This window comes from Streptomyces sp. ALB3, from assembly GCF_044385685.1.
Lineage (GTDB): Bacteria > Actinomycetota > Actinomycetes > Streptomycetales > Streptomycetaceae > Streptomyces.
The window spans coordinates 415,192-431,480 of the sequence record NZ_JBISCE010000003.1 but is presented as its reverse complement, the minus strand read 5'-3'; the positions used below and the strand labels follow the sequence as shown (position 1 = coordinate 431,480).

Below are 16,289 nucleotides of genomic sequence, written 5' to 3'. Positions count from 1 at the left end.
GCCCCCGTGCGAGCGGGCACGCCCAGGCTCTTGACCCTTTTTGGTCCAGACCAATACCTTCCTGTGCACAGCACGGCTCCCGCTGCCCCGCCGGCACCCGGAACACCACCGGAATCCGCCACCCGGAACCACCCCGGAACACGCACAGGAACGAGCCCCATGCGCCGAAGAACCCTGACCGGACTGACCACAGCCGCCTGCGCCCTGACCCTGCTGGCAGGCCTCGCCCCCGCCGCCACGGCCGACCAGGACCAGCACGACCGCGGTACGGGCCATCACGGCCGCGCGTACCGGACCGTCGGCTACTTCACCCAATGGGGCGTCTACGGGCGTGACTTCCAGGTGAAGGACCTGGAGACCAGTGGCACCGCGGCCAAACTCACCCACATCAACTACGCGTTCGGCAACGTCAGCGCCGAAGGCCGCTGCTTCACGGGCAACGTGCCCGGCGAGGCGGACGCCTGGGCGGACTACGCCCGACCGCTGGACGCCGCCGGATCGGTCGACGGCGTCGCCGACACCGACACGCAGCCCCTCGCGGGCAACTTCAACCAGTTGCGCGAGCTCAAGGCCGAGCACCCCGGCCTCAAGGTGATGATCTCGCTGGGCGGCTGGAGCTGGTCCACCCACTTCTCGGACGCCGCCCGTACCGCCGCCTCCCGCAAGGCCCTCGTCTCGTCCTGCATCGACCTGTACATCAAGGGCAACCTGCCCCAGGACGGCGCACGCGGAGGCGAGGGGGCCGCGGCAGGACTCTTCGACGGCATCGACCTCGACTGGGAGTGGCCCGGCTCCGCCGGTGACACGGACACGGTCTTCCGCCCCGAGGACAAGCGGAACTTCACCGCACTGGTGCACGAGTTCCGGACCCAGCTCGACGCCTACGCCAAGAGCGGCCGGAAGGGAGGGACCAAACCGAAGCACTACGAGCTGTCCGCCTTCGTCCCCACGGCGCCCGCCAAGATCGACGCCGGATTCGACGTGCCCCGCATCATGCGGGACTTCGACTTCGTCAACCTCCAGGGCTACGACTTCCACGTCTCCGGCGAGGCGACGACGGCCCAGCAGTCCGCGCTGTACGCCAGGGGCGACTTCAGCGTCGACCAGACGGTCCGTGACTGGATCAGGCGCGGCGCCCCGGCCCGCAAGCTCGTGATGGGCATGCCGTTCTACGGTCAGGGCTGGACCGGCGTCACCGGAGGCGGCGACGGACTGGGCCAGCCGGCCGCGTCCCCCGCTCCCGCCACGTACGCCCCCGGCTACGAGGACTACAAGGCGCTCAGGAAGCTGGCCGACTCCGGGCAGTACACGGTGCACCGGGACACGCGCAACGGCCACGCCTGGCTGTTCGACGGAAATACCCTGTGGACGTACGACGACCCGCAGGTGCTGCGGGCCAAGACCTCGTACATCCGCGAACGCGGCCTCGGCGGCGCGATGTTCTGGTCGCTGGACGGCGACACCGACGACGGTGAGCTGATGACCGCGGTCGACCGGGGACTGCGGCGGCGTTAGAGGGCGCCCCCGTGGGGGCCGCGCGTGACCATCCGTCCCGCGCGGCCCCCACCGGAAGCGGACCGTCCGGACACGGGTAATAGATTGGGCACATGGCCGACTCCCCCATGCCGACAGCGGAATACCTCTGCCCCCAGGACGGGACCAGGTCCGACGTCACCGCGCGGGCCTGGTGCTGTCCGGCCTGCGGAGGCCCCTGGGACCTCGACAGGGGCGCCTCGGCGCCGGTGCGCCTGGACACGCTGAGCGGACGCGTCAACTCACTGTGGCGCTACGAGGAGGCTCTGCCCCTGTCCGCCCCGGCCGTCTCACTCGGCGAGGGGCGGACCCCCCTCGTCCCCCTCACGGCCCAGGTCTCGGCCAAGCTCGACTTCCTGATGCCCACGCTCTCCTTCAAGGACCGCGGCGCGGTGATGCTGGCCGAACTGGCCCGCAGGCTCGCCCCGGAGCAGGTCGTCGCGGACAGCAGCGGCAACGCGGGAACGGCCGTCGCCGCGTACTGTGCCCGGGCCGGGCTGCCGTGCACGGTGTACGTCCCCGAGGGGACCTCGCCGAAGAAGACCGAGCAGATCCGTGCCCACGGAGCCTCACTGGTGACCGTGCCCGGCGGGCGCGAGGCCGCGGCAGCCGCCGCCCGGGCCGCCGCCGGCGCCCCCGGCACGTTCTACGCCTCGCACGTCTTCAACCCGTACTTCCTGCACGGCACGAAGACGTACGTCTACGAGATCTGGGAGGACCTGGGCGGCACCCTGCCCGACGCCCTCGCCGTACCGGTCGGCAACGGCACCCTGCTCCTGGGCGCCGCACTCGCCACCGCGGAGCTGTTCGCCGACGGCCTGATCGACCGTCGCCCCGCCCTGCTCGCCGTGCAGGCGGAGGCCGTGTCGCCCCTGGCCGAGGCGTTCCGGGCGGGTGCCGACGTGCCGCCCGGCGCCCCCGGCCACGCCGCGCCCACCCTGGCCGAGGGGATCGCCATCCCCCGGCCGCCACGCGCACGGCAGATCCTCGCGGCGGTCCGCGAGTCAGGCGGCACCTTCCTGACCGTCACGGAGGATCAGATCCGCGCGGCGCAGCGGGACCTGGCCGCGCGCGGCTTCTTCGTCGAGACGACCGGCGTCGCGTGCTGGGCGGCTGTCGGCGGCGTGACGGACCGGAGCGTGGTCGTCCCGCTCTGCGGGGCCGGCCTCAAGACGGGCCTCGCCCCCTGAGGCAGGCGCGCCCCGCCGTGTTCAGTCCGTCCAGTACGTGTCGTGCTTGATGAAGAACTCCGCCCGCTCCTTCTCCGGCCAGTCGGAGACCTGCCCCACCTTCTCGAAGTACTCCTCGCGGGGCGCGCCCGGCGTGAAGAGCAGCAGCATCGACGCGGGCTCGTCCGAGTCGTTCCGGAAGGCGTGCAGCCCGCCCTGGGGCACGTACAGGAAGTCACCCGCCGTGGCGTCGGTCCACCGCTCGCCGTCGTAGATCCGTACCGTGCCGTCGAGGATGAAGAAGGACTCCGATATCGACCGGTGGAAGTGCTCGGCGGGGCCGTCCGCCCTGGGGCCCATGTTGATCCGGTAGAGCCCGAACTCGCCGTGCGTCGACTCCGACGTGGCCAGGTAGTGGGTACTGCCTCCGCTGCGTGGCAGGAAGTCCGGCGCGGTGCCGGCCGGCCGGTACCGCGCGCTGATCTCGCCCTCACCGCCCGTGTGGACGGGGTCCGGATACGACATGCCGCTCTCCCTGCCTCCGGCCCTGGGACCGGTCCGCTCGTCCCGCGCGCCGGTACCGCACCGACGGCGTCCCGCTGCCTACCTTCGTACGGTGAGCCTCAAGCGCATCTCTCTTCTCGCGCCCCTCGTCGCGGGTACGCTGATCGCCCCTCCGCCACCGCTCTCCCACGCCGCCGGGCCCGCCCCGGCCCCCGTGTGCGGCAGGGCCGCGACGTCCGACGGCGCCTCCTGGACGCCGACGTCGACCGTCTTCGGGGAGGCCGGAGGATACGACCCGTACGTCGGCAACGGCTACCTGGGCCACCGGGTGCCCGCCGTCGGCGCGGGGTACGCCGCAACGGGCGGGAAGACGGGCTGGCCCCTCTACACACCACGGTACGACGGCGCCTTCGTCTCCGGGCTCTACGCGCGCGACGCGAGCCTGGCCGAGGGCCGCGAGGTGATCGCCGCACTCCCCTCCTGGACCACGCTCGACGTGCGCGTCGGCTCCGAGACGTACGGTTCGGCCACTCCTCGCGGCCGTATCTCGCGCTACCGCCAGACCCTTCACCTGCGCTGCGGCGTCGTGGTCACCTCCCTGCGCTGGACCACGGCCGACGGCCGCGCGACCGACCTGGCCTACGAGGTGCTGGCCGACCGGTCCGACGTGCACACCGGCGCGGTACGCCTGCGGATGACCCCGCACTGGAGCGGCACCGCGACGGTGACGGGCCGGCTGGACGAGCGCGGGGCTCGCCGGGTCACGGTCGCCGCGGACGGCACGTTCCGCACGCTCGGCACGGAGACGGAGGGGGCGATCGTCCAGCGGGGCACCGACGGCGCCCGGACGACCCGGGTCAGGGCCGGCCGCTCGTACACCTTCGAGAAGTACGTCGGCGTGGACACCTCTCTCACCTCCCGCACGCCGCTCACCGCCGCCCGGGCGGCGGCGGACCGTGCGGCCCGGCGCGGCTGGTCCGCGGTCCTCGCCGGAAACGCGGCGGCCTGGCGCGAGGCCTGGGCGGCTGACGTCAGGACACCGGGCAGTCCCGGCCTGCAGGCCTGGCTGCGGGCGGCGCAGTACGGGCTGCTGGCCGGCACCCGGCCCGGTTCCTCGGACAGCATCGCCCCGGCGGGGCTGACCAGCGACAACTACGCGGGCATGGTGTTCTGGGACGCCGAGACCTGGATCTATCCGGGGCTGCTCGCCACCCGCCCCGAACTGGCCCGGTCGGTCGTCGAGTACCGCTACCGCACCCGTGACGCCGCCCGTGCGAACGCCAGGGAGCTGGGTCACGAAGGCCTGTTCTTCCCCTGGACGAGCGCGAGCAGGGGGCGCCTGGACTCCGAGTGCCAGAGCTGGGACCCGCCGCACTGCCTCACCCAGATCCACCTCCAGGGAGATGTCGCGCTCGCCGTCTGGCAGTACTACCTGGCCACCGGCGACCGCGCCTGGCTGGCCGGGCGGGGCTGGCCACTGCTGAAGGGCATCGCCGACTTCTGGCAGTCGCGCGCCACGGCGAACTCCGACGGCAGCTACTCGGTGGAGAACGTCGCCGGCCCCGACGAGTACAGCAACGGCGTCACGGACGGCGTCTTCACCAACGCGGTCGCCGCCACCGCCCTGCGCAACGCCACCCGCGCCGCCGTGGTCCTCGGCCACCCGGCACCCGCGGGCTGGACCCGGGTCGCCGACGGGCTCCGCATCCCGTACGACACCGGACGGAAGGTGTTCCTCCAGTACGCCGGCTACAACGGCTCGACCATCAAGCAGGCCGACGCGGTGCTGTTGATCTACCCGCTGGAGTGGCCGATGGAGGAGGGAGCCGCCGCCGCGACCCTCGACCACTACGCCGCCCGGACCGACCCGGACGGCCCCGCGATGACCGACTCCGTGCACGCGATCGCCGCCGCCGCGATCGGTCAGCCGGGCTGCGCCACGTACACCTACCTCCAGCGCGCCGTGCGCCCGTTCGTCCGGGGCCCGTACCACCTCTTCTCCGAGGCGCGGGGCGAGAAGTCCGGCGCGCAGGACCCGTTGTCGGGCTTCCCCGCCGAGGACTTCCTCACCGGGAAGGGCGGGCTCCTCCAGGTCTTCACGCACGGGCTGACGGGACTCAGGCTGCGGGAGGACGGCGTACGCCTCGACCCGCTGCTGCCCCCGCAGCTCCGCGACGGCGTGGAGCTGACGGGGCTGCGCTACCGGGGCCGTACGTACGACGTCGCGATCGGCCCGAGGACGACCACGGTCCGGCTGACGGACGGCGCGCCTTTCACCGTCCACACACCCCAGGGCCCGCGCCGCCTCTCCGGCTCCCTCAGCCTCCCCACCCGCCGCCCCGACCTCACCCCGACATCCGACGCCGCCCGCTGCCGGCCCGCGACGGCCACCTCCGAGGCCCCCGGCCTGTACGCCGGGGCGGCGGTGGACGGCAGCCCGTCGACGTCCTGGTCACCGGACGGCGCGTCGGGCACGCTGACGGTGGCGCTGCGCCACGTGACCCGGATCGTGTCGCTGACGCCGCGCTGGACGGATACCGCACCGGCCTCCCACACCCTGGAGACCTCCCTGGACGGCCGCACCTGGCGCCCGTACGAACCGGGCGCCACGGCACGCCGGGTGCGGCTGACGGTCCGTTCGGCGGACGCGGAGAAACCGACGGGAGTGACGGAACTGACTGTCGGTACGGGCGCGTAGGCGACCGCGGGCGCGGCCCCGCCCGCGCCTCGCGCGGCCCCGGTGGCCGAGGGGAACGGGAAATCCCGAAAGCCCCATGCGTCGGTGGCCGCTGCAACTAGAGTGCCGTACATGATCAGCACCGTGGTCAACGGCGTGTCCCTCCGCTACGACGATCAGGGGCCGCCGGACGGCATACCGGTGGTGCTCGTGCACGGCCACCCGTTCGACCACACCATGTGGGCTCCTCAGGTCACCGCGCTCTCGGCTGCCGGGTACCGGGTCGTGACACCGGACCTCCGGGGCTACGGCGGCAGCGAAGTGGTGCCGGGCACCTGCCCGTTCTCCGATTTCGCGGACGACATCGCCGCCCTGCTCGACACGCTCGGCCTGCGGCAGGTCGTCATCGGCGGTGTCTCCATGGGCGGCCAGATCACCATGGAGTTCCTGCGGTCCCACCCCGGTCGCGTACGCGGGCTCATCCTGTCCGACACGTCCCCCGTCGCCGAGACGGAGGACGGCAAGACCTTCCGCAACGCCCTCGCCGACCGGCTCCTCGCGGAGGGCATGGGCGGCTACGCGGACGAAGTGATCGACAAGATGATCGCCCCGTACACCGTCACGGCTCGTCCGGACGTCGCCGAGCACGTCCTGTCCATGATGCGCGGCACCGCCCCTGCGGGGGCCGCCGCCGCCCTCCGGGGGAGGGCCGAGCGGCCCGACTACCGCGACACCCTCGCCGGGACCACGGTGCCCGCCCTCGTCGTGGTCGGCGCCGACGACTTCTACATCCCGGTGAGCGACGCCCGGGCCACACACCGCCTGATCCCTTCCGCCGATCTCGTCGTCATCGAGCGGGCGGGCCACCTCCCCGGCGTCGAGCAGCCCGCCGCCTTCAACGACGCGCTCCTGCACTTCCTCGGCACGCGGGTGGCCCCCCACCACTGAGGGACAGCGGCCGCCATGAGTAGTAGCAAGAAGTACTCGATCAGCCTGCCCGAGGACCTCGCCGAAGCCGCACGCGCCCACGTCGGGCCCGGCGGCTTCTCCGCCTACGTTGCCGAAGCCCTCGAACAACGGGTCGCCATGGACAAGCTCCGGGAGATCGTCGCCGACTTCGAGACCGACAATGACGAACTCACCCGCGAGGAGATCGAAGCCGCCCGCACGCTGCTACGCCATGACCACCGACAGGCCGGCGGGGCCGCCGCCTGATGCCCGGCACCCTACTGCTCGACAGCGAAGGCCTCTCGAAGCTCTACCGCAAGGACCGCGCCGTCATGGCCCTGGTCCAAGCGGCATCGGAGGAAGGCGTCCGCGTGGCTCAAGCGCCATGACCACCCTCGATGCCGACTACGAGCGCATTCACCCCGCCCGCATCAAGTGGGTCTTCTCCCACGTCGACGTTCACGACGTCACCAAGGAGATCACCGATCAGGCCGCAGCCCTCCTGCGCAGCCACCGCCTCCACGGCCACAAGTACGCCATCGATGCCGCCTTCGCCCGCACCGCACCGCAGCGACTTCAGCGCTTCGCGGCACAAGGACTCCACGCGGACGTACACCTGCGCCCGACCCATCGACAAGCGGGCCGGGCACAACTCTTGACTGCTCGTCAGACGTTGAAGCGGAATGTCTGCGGATCGATCCTGACCTGGGGCGGAGCCGCATTTCCCGCCCTGACCAGGCATTTCTCCGTTAGTGTGCGTTGGGTCCCGGCGGCTGTTTACGGGTGTCCTGCGGACTGCCTGCGGACTGACCTACGGGGTTTCGACGGAGGCGAGGTGCCTGCGCAGCTCCGCGGCGATGTCTTCGTCGCGGCCCTCGGCCGGCAGCGGCCACGGATCCTGGTCGCCGTTCGCCACGGCAAGGCTGCTCGCGAACCAGACGAGGTGCGGCGCGGGCACGAAGGAGTCCCGGAGCCACCGCGCGAAGACAGCGGCTTCGCCGGCAGTCACGTCGGTCAGGGTGATGTAGGCGTAGTCGGGTCTGGGCATCGACGCCGTCCCGTCGATCCATACACCGGATGCCAGCTCGATCTCGAAATCGAGGACGGGAACGCTGTGGATCCCCGAGATCCGATAGTCCACAGCGGGCTCGGGGAATGCCTCCCTGAGAGCCCTCTCCAGGGACCCGGCCGTGGCGCGCCAAGCTCCGCCGTCGCCCTGAAGCGGGTAGAAGGCGAATTGGTGCGGCTGTTCCGTTCAGTCGGCACAGTCCTCCTCTGGCCTCGAGGCCCCGGATCTCGTTGTTCGCGGGGTACTCCACGGCTTGCTCCGCCCCACCTTGCCCGGGGCAACTGGCGTGGCAGGTCGTGAACGGCTGCGATTCAGGCCTGACTGTCAGTGTGATCCGGCATGCTGAGGGGCCAGCCGAAGCCAAGGGGGATACGCCACGTGGGTGGAGTCGATACGGCACGGGGCATGGGATTCCAAACTGCGTGCGCCATCCTGCAGCTCATCCGCGCCCCGGAGGAGTACCCGGATGCTGCGGCCTTCCGGGTGGAGGGCGCCGACGAGGCTATCGATTTCGAGGTACGCGACGCGCAAGGGCGGCCGCTGCTGCTCGCGCAGGCGAAGACCCGCGTCGAACCGGGTTCGTGGTCCGGTACGGAGCTGGTGCGACTGGCCCGCCGGTGGGGGGCCGCAGATCCCGGCGGTACGGCAGTGCTTCGGTTCCTCTCGGATGCCCCCGTGCACCCGTCGGGCCAGGCGCTGCGGGACGCGGTGGCCCGAGCTCGAGCTATAGCGGACCCCAACCGGTGGCTGGCGGAGTGCGAGGGTCTGGTGCCGGCCTCCGTCACGCTCACCACCGAGGATCACGCGCTGCTGCGACGGCTGGAGATCGAGACCCGGATCGGCCCGTGGGAGCAGATCCTCGACCAGGCCCGGCTGGAACTGTTGCGACTGTCCCCCGTCGCCATGGCCGCGGCAGAGGTCGACGGCACTGTCGACGCACTCTTCGTGAAGATGTTCCAATGGTCCGGGGACCGCATGCTTGCCCGGCGCACGGTCCGGTTGGACGAGCTTCCGGTGCTCCTGCACGGACGCCACGCCGCGCCCGGGGCGGGGGCGATCAAGGCGCTCGGGCCCGGCCGCGCGCTCTTCCGGGAGGTCCCCTCAGCTGTCGGTGTGCGCGGCCGTGACCGGGAGCTGAGGGTGCTCAGGGAGCGACTCGAGAGGGAGCCCGATGCGGGCACAGCCCGCGTGGTGGTGTCCGGACTAGGCGGAATCGGCAAATCGAGCATCGTCCGGCTGTACGCCCACCGGTACCGGGACTCATACGAGTTCGTCTGGTGGATCCCCTCCGACACCCGGGAGGACGTTCTCGCCGCATACCGGCGGATGGTCGCCGAGGAACAGCAGGGGATCGGGGCGACGACCGAGGAGGAGATCCTCGCCCAGGTCGGCTCCCGCCTAGCGCGCTTGGGCCCCCAGCTGCTGCTGGTCTACGACAACGTCACTGACCAGGACCAGCTGCACGGACTGGTGCCCGCCTGCGACGGGGCACATGTGCTGGTCACAACCCGCGACTCGGCCTGGGCCGCGGCGGACGGCGGGCTCGTTGTAGAACGGATGAAAGCCGACGAGGCCACCGCCTGGGCCGGGGAGCGCCTGCCGGATGTCTCCACGGCGGAGGTGTCCGCGCTGGTTAACGCGGTGGAAGGCATCCCGCTCGGCATTTCCCAGGCCATCGGCTACATCGCGGCGACCCAGTGCCCGGTCGGCACCTATCTGGCGGAACTCGCCGAATGCCGGACCCGATTGCTCAACGAGTCTGGCTTCGTGCCACTCGACTACCGGCCGGGTGTGACGCTGACAGCGGCGGTGACCCTGAGCGTGGGGAAGGTACTCGATCGGGCGCTGCAGTCTTCCCAGGGCTCGGCACAACATCTCGCCGCCGAACTACTCGCCCGATGTGCCCTACTCGCGCCGGACTTCATTCCACTCCACCTCGCCACGCTCGACCTTCCGCCCGAATCCGCGGCTTATGGCGCCGTGGCAGAGCTGCGCAGATTCTCCCTGATCGACCCTCGGGACGGCGTGCTGGCGATCCATCGCATCGTCCAAGAGGTCATCCGCGCGATGCTGGACGGCGATGCCGTGGACGTGATGCAAGGGCGCTTCCAGTTCGAGCTGGTGACGCGGCTGGTGAAGTGCCAGAAGCAGCACGCCTGGGCTGAGGCTGCCGTCCTGATCGAGCACGCGGTTCATGTGGCACACAACGTACGCGGCAGCGGCAATGGGGACGGCAACACCGTCGCGCTGCTGGCCAATGTCGCCGGAGCCATCATGAACGTGCACGGTGATCTGCTGCGCAGCGAAGGGCTGTTGCGCGAGGCTCTGGACATCGTGGAGCAGGCGGGAGACGGGGTAGTGGACGATCCTGTCTATCGGCGGGCCGCGACGATGACCATCTTGGCTCAATGCCTACTAAATCAGTCACGCTTCGAGGAAGCCGCGGAAGCGGCGCGAACTGGCTGGACCCTGCTGGAGGGTATGGAGGTGCTCAACGGGGAGGGCTTGGAACACCTGCTGCTGGCCCACGAGTCCGATATGCGCGCGGCCGTGGCGCAAGACCGGTACGCCGATATTGCTCGCGCGAGCACCCGGCTCGAAGCTGTGCTGCGACGCGAGGACGTGGAGCCCGCGATCGCGCTCCGAACCCGGCTGCAACAAGCACAAGTGCTCGTGTGGATCCAGAACTGGGACGACGCGGCACTGGTCATCGACCAGGCCAGGGCAGAAGCTCCAACCGACGCTGAGGCGAACACGGAGCTGCGTTTCCTGGACGCGACCATCAGAGCATCCAAGGGCCGACTGGAGGAAGCCCTCGCCATCACCGCCGCGATCCCCGAGCCCGACGAGCGGACGGCCACGACGATCGTGCGCCACCATGCGGACCACATGGTGGAGGCGGCACATGCTGTGATGGTCGGCAGTCTCAACAGACATGAGAAGGGCCTCGCCACGGAGGCATGGCTTCTCCAGGCTGCGGAGTCGATGATCGACCGGGCGGAGGCCTTGCTACGAGCACACACCGAGGCCGGGCCGGAGGTGTTGGCCCCTGTCTTCCAGCGTCGCGCAGTTCTGGCCATGACTCGGTATCTGGTGGGGCATTCAGACGGGGATAGCAAGAGGGTCCGCGCTCTCATGCACGAGGCCCTCGGGCTGTTTGAGGCGGCGGGGCTGGGCCATGTAGCGCTCGCAACTACGGCGCGCCGCTACCTGGATTTGGGAGAGCTGGACACCCAGGAGAAGGGTTCCGAATATTTAGGCGTTAGCGCGCCGCCGATTGTCCCGCTGCCACCTTCGGGTGACGCCGGCACCTACCGGATTTCCGAGTTCCCCTGGCTCGACGCCGTAGCGCTTGCTCAGGCCGTTCCGCCCGAGGCCCGGCTGCTGTACAGCTTGGTCGGAGCCACTGCCTACCACCTGGGAGGCCAGGCGGCACCCTCCCCCACCTTCCTATCCCTCGCGTTCGCTGCGGCACTGCGCTCCTTGGGGTTGGACGGTCAACTGCTACCCGCAACTTTGCGAGTGACCCGAGGCGACGGCAGTCTCCTAGACCTGCCCAAGTGGAGGCTCCCGCCAATGGTCACCGAAGATGGAGAGGTCTTGGGGCACGTGGCTGTCTGGTGCGAGGAAGCTAGGCGACTGGTGGACCCGGCGCTGCTGCTCGGCCAGAGCCGATTCGGCCCCAACACGGCAGAGCACGCGATCTTTCGGGCTCCCACCGTTCTACCGGTACCCGGGTTGGATGCTCTGCTCGGCTGCAGCCCAGCCACGCACCGAGAGGGGCACCTGCTCGCGTACGAGTTCCGCCCCGACTGGGAGGGGCAGCTCGGCAAGGTAATCGCCCATGTGAACGGGGCGGCGGTCGCCGACTTCGCGCGGGTACTCTCCGCCTCCGCCACGCTGGCTGCCTCAACCGATCTGGAAGCCTGAAAGTAAAGGCGGTCCGGAACAGCCCGCCCTCGGGTGAACATAGGGAACGGCATCCGACCTGGTGTCGCCCTGCGGGCTGGAGTTCTGCGGACTGCTGCGGACAGCACAACGGCCTGACCCGCGTTCTCACAGGTCAGGCCGTCTGTGGGTAGGTGATCAGACGTTGAAGCGAAATGTCTGAAGCCAGATCCTGACCTGCGGCGGATCCCCCTTCAGGGCTCTGACCTGGGATTTCCTGGTTGGCACGCGTTGGCTCCCGACGGCCGTTTACGGGTGTCCTGCGGACTGGCTGCGGACTGGCCGGGCACCCAGTCAGAGAAATGCATGGCTCACCAGCGGGACCTCCAAGGAGACTGCGCAGGTGAGCAACTTCTACCCCTGCCCGTGCTGCGGACATCGCGTGCTGGACGCGATGCCCGGCTCGTACGAGATCTGCCCCGTCTGCTTCTGGGAGGACGACGGGGTCCAGTTCCGCTGGCCGACCATGGCCGACGGGGCGAACAAGGTCTCCCTGATCGAGGCCCAGCGCAACTACCAAGATTTCGGCGCCTGCGCCGAGCACGGCCGACGGTACGTCCGCCCGCCGACCGAGGACGAACTGCTCGACCCCGCCTGGCGCCCCATCGACCTGACGCGCGACTCCTTCGAGGACTGGGGAGCCGAGGACCGCATTCCGTGGCCTGATGACCACTCAGTGCTCTGCTGGTGGCTCCCCAGCTTCTGGCGCCGCGACCACCCGGCGTCATGACCACCCACATCGAGAGGCTCGCCCAGCAGCTCGACGGCGAGTCCGGCGAGTCCTACGACGCCCGCGCTGAACTGATCCACATCGGATCCGCCGCCACCCTCGCCATCCTCGACGCCCTCCCCTCCCTCGGGGGCTTCGGGCAGCTGACCGTCATCGAGGTCTTCGAGGAAGTCGCCGACCCCCGCTGCGGCCCCGCCCTGATCACCCTGCTCGACGGCGACAACCCCACCGTCCGGCACTGGGCGGCCTCGGCCCTGGCGAGCTTGGAGATCGAGGACGCGATTGAGCCCCTGCGCCGCGCCTACCGCGCCTGCCTGGAGCGGCGGACTCCACCCGACGAGTCCGAACCCGTCGCCATCCGCTGGGCCCTAACCGATCTCGGCGCCCGCAGCCCCGTCGTCCCCTCCCTGACCGCCCGGCTGCAAGCCAGTACCGGACCGGACAGCCCCGGCTGGCCCTCGGCCCACTTCGCGGAGATCATCGACGACCTGGCCGACCACTCCCAACTGGTCCTCTACTCCCAGTTCTGGCGAGTGGACGCCGGCCAGACGTACGGCGTCTCCGGCACCGGCCTCGACTGGCAGCTCGACTGGACCGCGCCCTGGGAGCACCTGGTCGAGGAAGCCCGCGCCTGGTCCCTCCTGGAAGCCACCGAAGCCCCCGTCGCCGACAATATCTTCGTTGCTCCCACCTGGATCGACCGGACCGACCTGCACCCGGAGAGGTGACCGATGCCGTTCCAGCACCCCGAGGAGATCGGCTACGGCTACGTGATCAAGCGCTACGCGGCAAGGAAGGACTCGGGCCACGCGCGCTACCTCATCCTGAAAGGTGGTCGATTCCTTCGGCCCGAGTGGCCTCACGCCCAACATTTCGCCCATCACCTCATCGACGACGCGGCCACGATCACCGATGCCGAGTTGGAAGCCCTTCTCGGCTACGAGTGGCGCTCGCGCCTCACCGCCGCGTGGCTGATCGGCGTCGACCGCCGCGATCGGTTCCGCGAACGCATCGGCGATCTGCTCCTGGCCAGCGAGGTCTGCTTCTCCGGTAGCGCCTACTGCTTCGCCCTGGCCCGCTTCGGCACCCACGCGGACGCCGAGACCCTCACCGCCTACCTCGACCATTACCTCCCCCGCACCGACCTCCGCTACGACCAGCCCGCAGCCCTTGGCGCCCTCCTCCGCCTCGACGCCCACCTCGGCACCCACCACGCCGACCGCTTCACCCAGCCCGACGGCCTCTGGGACCAGTGGCTCAATGCCCTGCCCCACCTGTGCGGCCACCAGGGCTACGTGCCCGACGAGCCGCGCCGCTGGACGGACCTGCAATGCGACTTCGCCAACAGCTGGACTGAGCCGTAGACGAAGCCCTCGGCTGCGTCTACACAAAGTCCCTCCTCGACCACGCACACCGGACCCGTGTGGATGTACCCCCGCGCTCGCCCGCCCCAGACGCACGTCGAGCTGGCCACGATGACCGCCCCGGTCTCCGACAAATTGGAGCCTGCTTCCTGGAATCAGCCCAGATCCCACATGTGACATCTCACCCGATGTACTGAAAGTCACACCCGCTCCTTCCGTTCGGCCTAGCCTGAACGGCATGCGAGTCCGTAACACCGGACCCAACCGTGGGGGGTGCACATGAGGTTGCTGTCACACGTTGAAGCAAGCCCAGAGCAGATGCGGATCCTGGCCGACACGCGGCCGGGCTTTCATCTGGTCCGTGGCGCCGCCGGGAGCGGCAAGACCACCACCGCACTGTTGCGCCTGCGGCAGCTGTGCGCCACCAGGCTTAGCCGTCGCGAGCGACTACAACTAGTCGACCCTGTGCGAGTGCTGGTACTTACCTACAACAAGACTCTGCAGGGATACGTCGGAGAACTAGCCCGTCAGCAAGTCTCCGGCTCACCGGGGCTGATCCTTCACGTTTCGACCTTCAGCAAGTGGGCCGTCGGGATGGTCGGCAATGAGGGCCTCGTCGATCGCGAGCGAACCCGGCCGGCCATCGGCAGCTTGGCTGCTTCGGTTCCACTTCCAATCGACTTCGTCATCGACGAGGTCGAATACCTCATGGGACGCTTCCGCCCCGACGAATTGGAGGACTACCTAGGCGCCCGCCGAGAAGGGCGAGGTCAAGCTCCCCGCGTCGAGCGAGCACTTCGCCAGCGCCTACTGACCGACGTGGTCCTTCCATATATTGCACACAAAGAGAAGCAGGGCTGGCGCGACTGGAACGACATCGCCGCGGAAGCTGCCTTGGTGGAAGGGTACCCGGCCTGGGATGTCGTGATCGTAGATGAGGCACAGGACTTCAGCGCCAATCAGGTACGTGCAATCGCTGCACACGTTGGTGCCGAACACACCACGACATTCGTCATGGACGCGACTCAGCGCATCTACCCACGCTTCTTCACCTGGCCCGAGGCTGGCGTCCAGCTCGTGAACTCCCATGTCTTGCGCAGCAACTACCGGAACACCCGGCAGGTTGCTGCCTTCGCGCGCGGACTCGTTGAAGGACTACCCAACGAGGATGACGGATCACTCCCTGACTTCCACGCATCCGATCGCGACGGCCCGCTCCCTACTGTCGCGGTTGGCCGCTTCGGCGCTCAAGTGCGCTACGCGATCCGACGTCTGCGCACCGAGATCGACCTGACGAGCGAGTCTGTCGCGTTTCTCCACCCGAAGGGCGGCGGATGGTTCGACCACCTACGACAGGAATTGGATCGCGAAGGCATCGCCTGGTGTGACCTGACTCGCGCATCCGGTTGGCCGTCTGGGCCCGAGTCAGTCGCCCTCTGCACCATCCACTCGGCCAAGGGGCTGGAATTCGACCATGTGTTCATGCTTGGCTTGAACCAGCAGGTCACCCCCCACGGCGACGAGGAAGGCGATGCAATGCTGGACATGCTCCGCAGACTGCTAGCCATGGGCGTAGGTCGGTCCCGTGAGACCGTGACCCTGGGATACAAGGCCGACGATCCGTCAACGCTTATCAACCTCTTGGCCGTCGGCACGTACAAGGAAGTGCGCCTGTGACGTCCACCCAGGACGCCCCGGAGACCAAGGATACGGTCGAATCGATCATTACGAGCCGGGAGATCTCCGAGGCACTCCACTTCACAACCAATCTCGGACTGCTAGGAATTCTTGGCACATCCGCAGTACTCAGCCGACGGCAACTCCCATCCGAGAAATATGTAGAGCACATCTATACACCAAATTGCAGCACTCGAAAAGATCACGCTTGGCTTGACTATGTCAATCTCAGCATTTCCCGCATCAACGATTCCATGTTCGATGCCAGCAAGCGATGGCACGAGGTCGATGAAGTGTGGTGGGCCGCGTTAAGCTTCGAAGCCGAGATTTTGAGCGCTCCTGGCGTCTATTTCACAACCACGAACAACATCTACCCCTCCGTTCGCAGGGGCACGGGCGCGGACGGATTGAACGCACTGTTCGCCGAGGTGGTCAGCGGGCGCTACTCTCAGCCGATGGTACGAAGAGTCGGGCAGCCAACCTCTTGGACTACTGACCGACAGGCGGAAGTCCTGTACCCGAGCCGCCTACCTCTGGCGCAGCTGCAGCGCATATATGTGCGCGAGGAGCATCACGCAGACGACATCAGCGGCTGGTTCGCCAGCTTCCCATCAGCCCCCACCGTTCCTATCATCTGCGCACCCAAGGTCTTCACATGAGCCCGAATGAT

The 16,289-nt window shown here is 69.0% G+C and carries 13 protein-coding genes and 1 pseudogene; 12 read left to right on the top strand and 2 right to left on the bottom strand.

The features are described from left to right. The first annotated feature begins 159 nt into the window (after positions 1 to 159). Both ACHFIV_RS03875 and ACHFIV_RS03870 read left to right on the top strand, forming a co-directional pair. Entirely contained in the window at positions 160 to 1,515 is a 1,356-nt protein-coding gene (locus tag ACHFIV_RS03875; protein ID WP_398963430.1) for a glycoside hydrolase family 18 protein, read from the top strand. A gap of 92 nt (positions 1,516 to 1,607) precedes the next feature. Then, positions 1,608 to 2,723 carry a threonine synthase gene (locus tag ACHFIV_RS03870; RefSeq protein WP_398963428.1) on the top strand — a complete coding sequence of 372 codons (1,116 nt, stop codon included), beginning with the start codon at positions 1,608 to 1,610 and terminating at the stop codon, positions 2,721 to 2,723. Positions 2,724 to 2,744: 21 nt separating this feature from the next. Here ACHFIV_RS03870 and ACHFIV_RS03865 read toward each other — a convergent pair whose 3' ends face one another. After that, positions 2,745 to 3,227, bottom strand: coding sequence for a cupin domain-containing protein (locus ACHFIV_RS03865; RefSeq protein WP_398963425.1), 483 nt, complete (start codon positions 3,225 to 3,227; stop codon positions 2,745 to 2,747). 91 nt (positions 3,228 to 3,318) lie between these two features. On the opposite strand from ACHFIV_RS03865, the gene ACHFIV_RS03860 reads away from it, so the two are divergent. The 4 genes and pseudogenes from ACHFIV_RS03860 to ACHFIV_RS03845 all read left to right on the top strand — a co-directional run. Continuing rightward, positions 3,319 to 5,904 (top strand): glycosyl hydrolase family 65 protein, encoded by a 2,586-nt coding sequence (locus ACHFIV_RS03860; RefSeq protein WP_398963423.1) that lies wholly within the window; start codon positions 3,319 to 3,321, stop codon positions 5,902 to 5,904. 111 nt (positions 5,905 to 6,015) lie between these two features. Beyond that, positions 6,016 to 6,831 carry an alpha/beta fold hydrolase gene (locus ACHFIV_RS03855; protein WP_398963420.1) on the top strand — a complete coding sequence of 272 codons (816 nt, stop codon included), beginning with the start codon at positions 6,016 to 6,018 and terminating at the stop codon, positions 6,829 to 6,831. 15 nt (positions 6,832 to 6,846) lie between these two features. Next, positions 6,847 to 7,098 (top strand): hypothetical protein, encoded by a 252-nt coding sequence (locus tag ACHFIV_RS03850; RefSeq protein WP_398963417.1) that lies wholly within the window; start codon positions 6,847 to 6,849, stop codon positions 7,096 to 7,098. Beyond that, a pseudogene (locus ACHFIV_RS03845) lies at positions 7,098 to 7,402 on the top strand (DNA-binding protein); the annotation flags it as partial. The gene ACHFIV_RS03850 and the pseudogene ACHFIV_RS03845, both read left to right, overlap by 1 nt. 240 nt (positions 7,403 to 7,642) lie before the next feature. Here the strand turns inward: ACHFIV_RS03845 and ACHFIV_RS03840 are convergent. Next, complete coding sequence (locus tag ACHFIV_RS03840) at positions 7,643 to 7,972, bottom strand: hypothetical protein (RefSeq protein WP_398964245.1); 330 nt, start codon at positions 7,970 to 7,972, stop codon at positions 7,643 to 7,645. A gap of 333 nt (positions 7,973 to 8,305) precedes the next feature. Between ACHFIV_RS03840 and ACHFIV_RS03835 the strand changes: the two genes are divergently transcribed. The 6 genes from ACHFIV_RS03835 (at position 8,306) to ACHFIV_RS03810 (ending at position 16,278) form a co-directional block, all read left to right on the top strand. Next, the gene (locus ACHFIV_RS03835; RefSeq protein WP_398963415.1) at positions 8,306 to 11,830 is read left to right on the top strand and encodes an NB-ARC domain-containing protein; all 3,525 of its coding nucleotides are present in this window, start codon (positions 8,306 to 8,308) and stop codon (positions 11,828 to 11,830) included. Positions 11,831 to 12,191: 361 nt separating this feature from the next. Continuing rightward, complete coding sequence (locus ACHFIV_RS03830; RefSeq protein ID WP_398963412.1) at positions 12,192 to 12,578, top strand: CPCC family cysteine-rich protein; 387 nt, start codon at positions 12,192 to 12,194, stop codon at positions 12,576 to 12,578. Further along, the gene (locus ACHFIV_RS03825) at positions 12,575 to 13,306 is read left to right on the top strand and encodes a HEAT repeat domain-containing protein (protein WP_398963409.1); all 732 of its coding nucleotides are present in this window, start codon (positions 12,575 to 12,577) and stop codon (positions 13,304 to 13,306) included. The genes ACHFIV_RS03830 and ACHFIV_RS03825 overlap by 4 nt, the downstream gene beginning before the upstream one ends. Before the next feature lie 3 nt (positions 13,307 to 13,309). Further along, entirely contained in the window at positions 13,310 to 13,942 is a 633-nt protein-coding gene (locus tag ACHFIV_RS03820) for a DUF6000 family protein (RefSeq protein WP_398963406.1), read from the top strand. Positions 13,943 to 14,260: 318 nt separating this feature from the next. Continuing rightward, positions 14,261 to 15,619 (top strand): 3'-5' exonuclease, encoded by a 1,359-nt coding sequence (locus tag ACHFIV_RS03815; RefSeq protein ID WP_362955807.1) that lies wholly within the window; start codon positions 14,261 to 14,263, stop codon positions 15,617 to 15,619. Continuing rightward, positions 15,616 to 16,278 (top strand): DarT ssDNA thymidine ADP-ribosyltransferase family protein, encoded by a 663-nt coding sequence (locus tag ACHFIV_RS03810; protein WP_398963404.1) that lies wholly within the window; start codon positions 15,616 to 15,618, stop codon positions 16,276 to 16,278. Before ACHFIV_RS03815 ends, ACHFIV_RS03810 begins: the two co-directional genes overlap by 4 nt. The last annotated feature ends 11 nt before the right edge of the window (positions 16,279 to 16,289 follow it).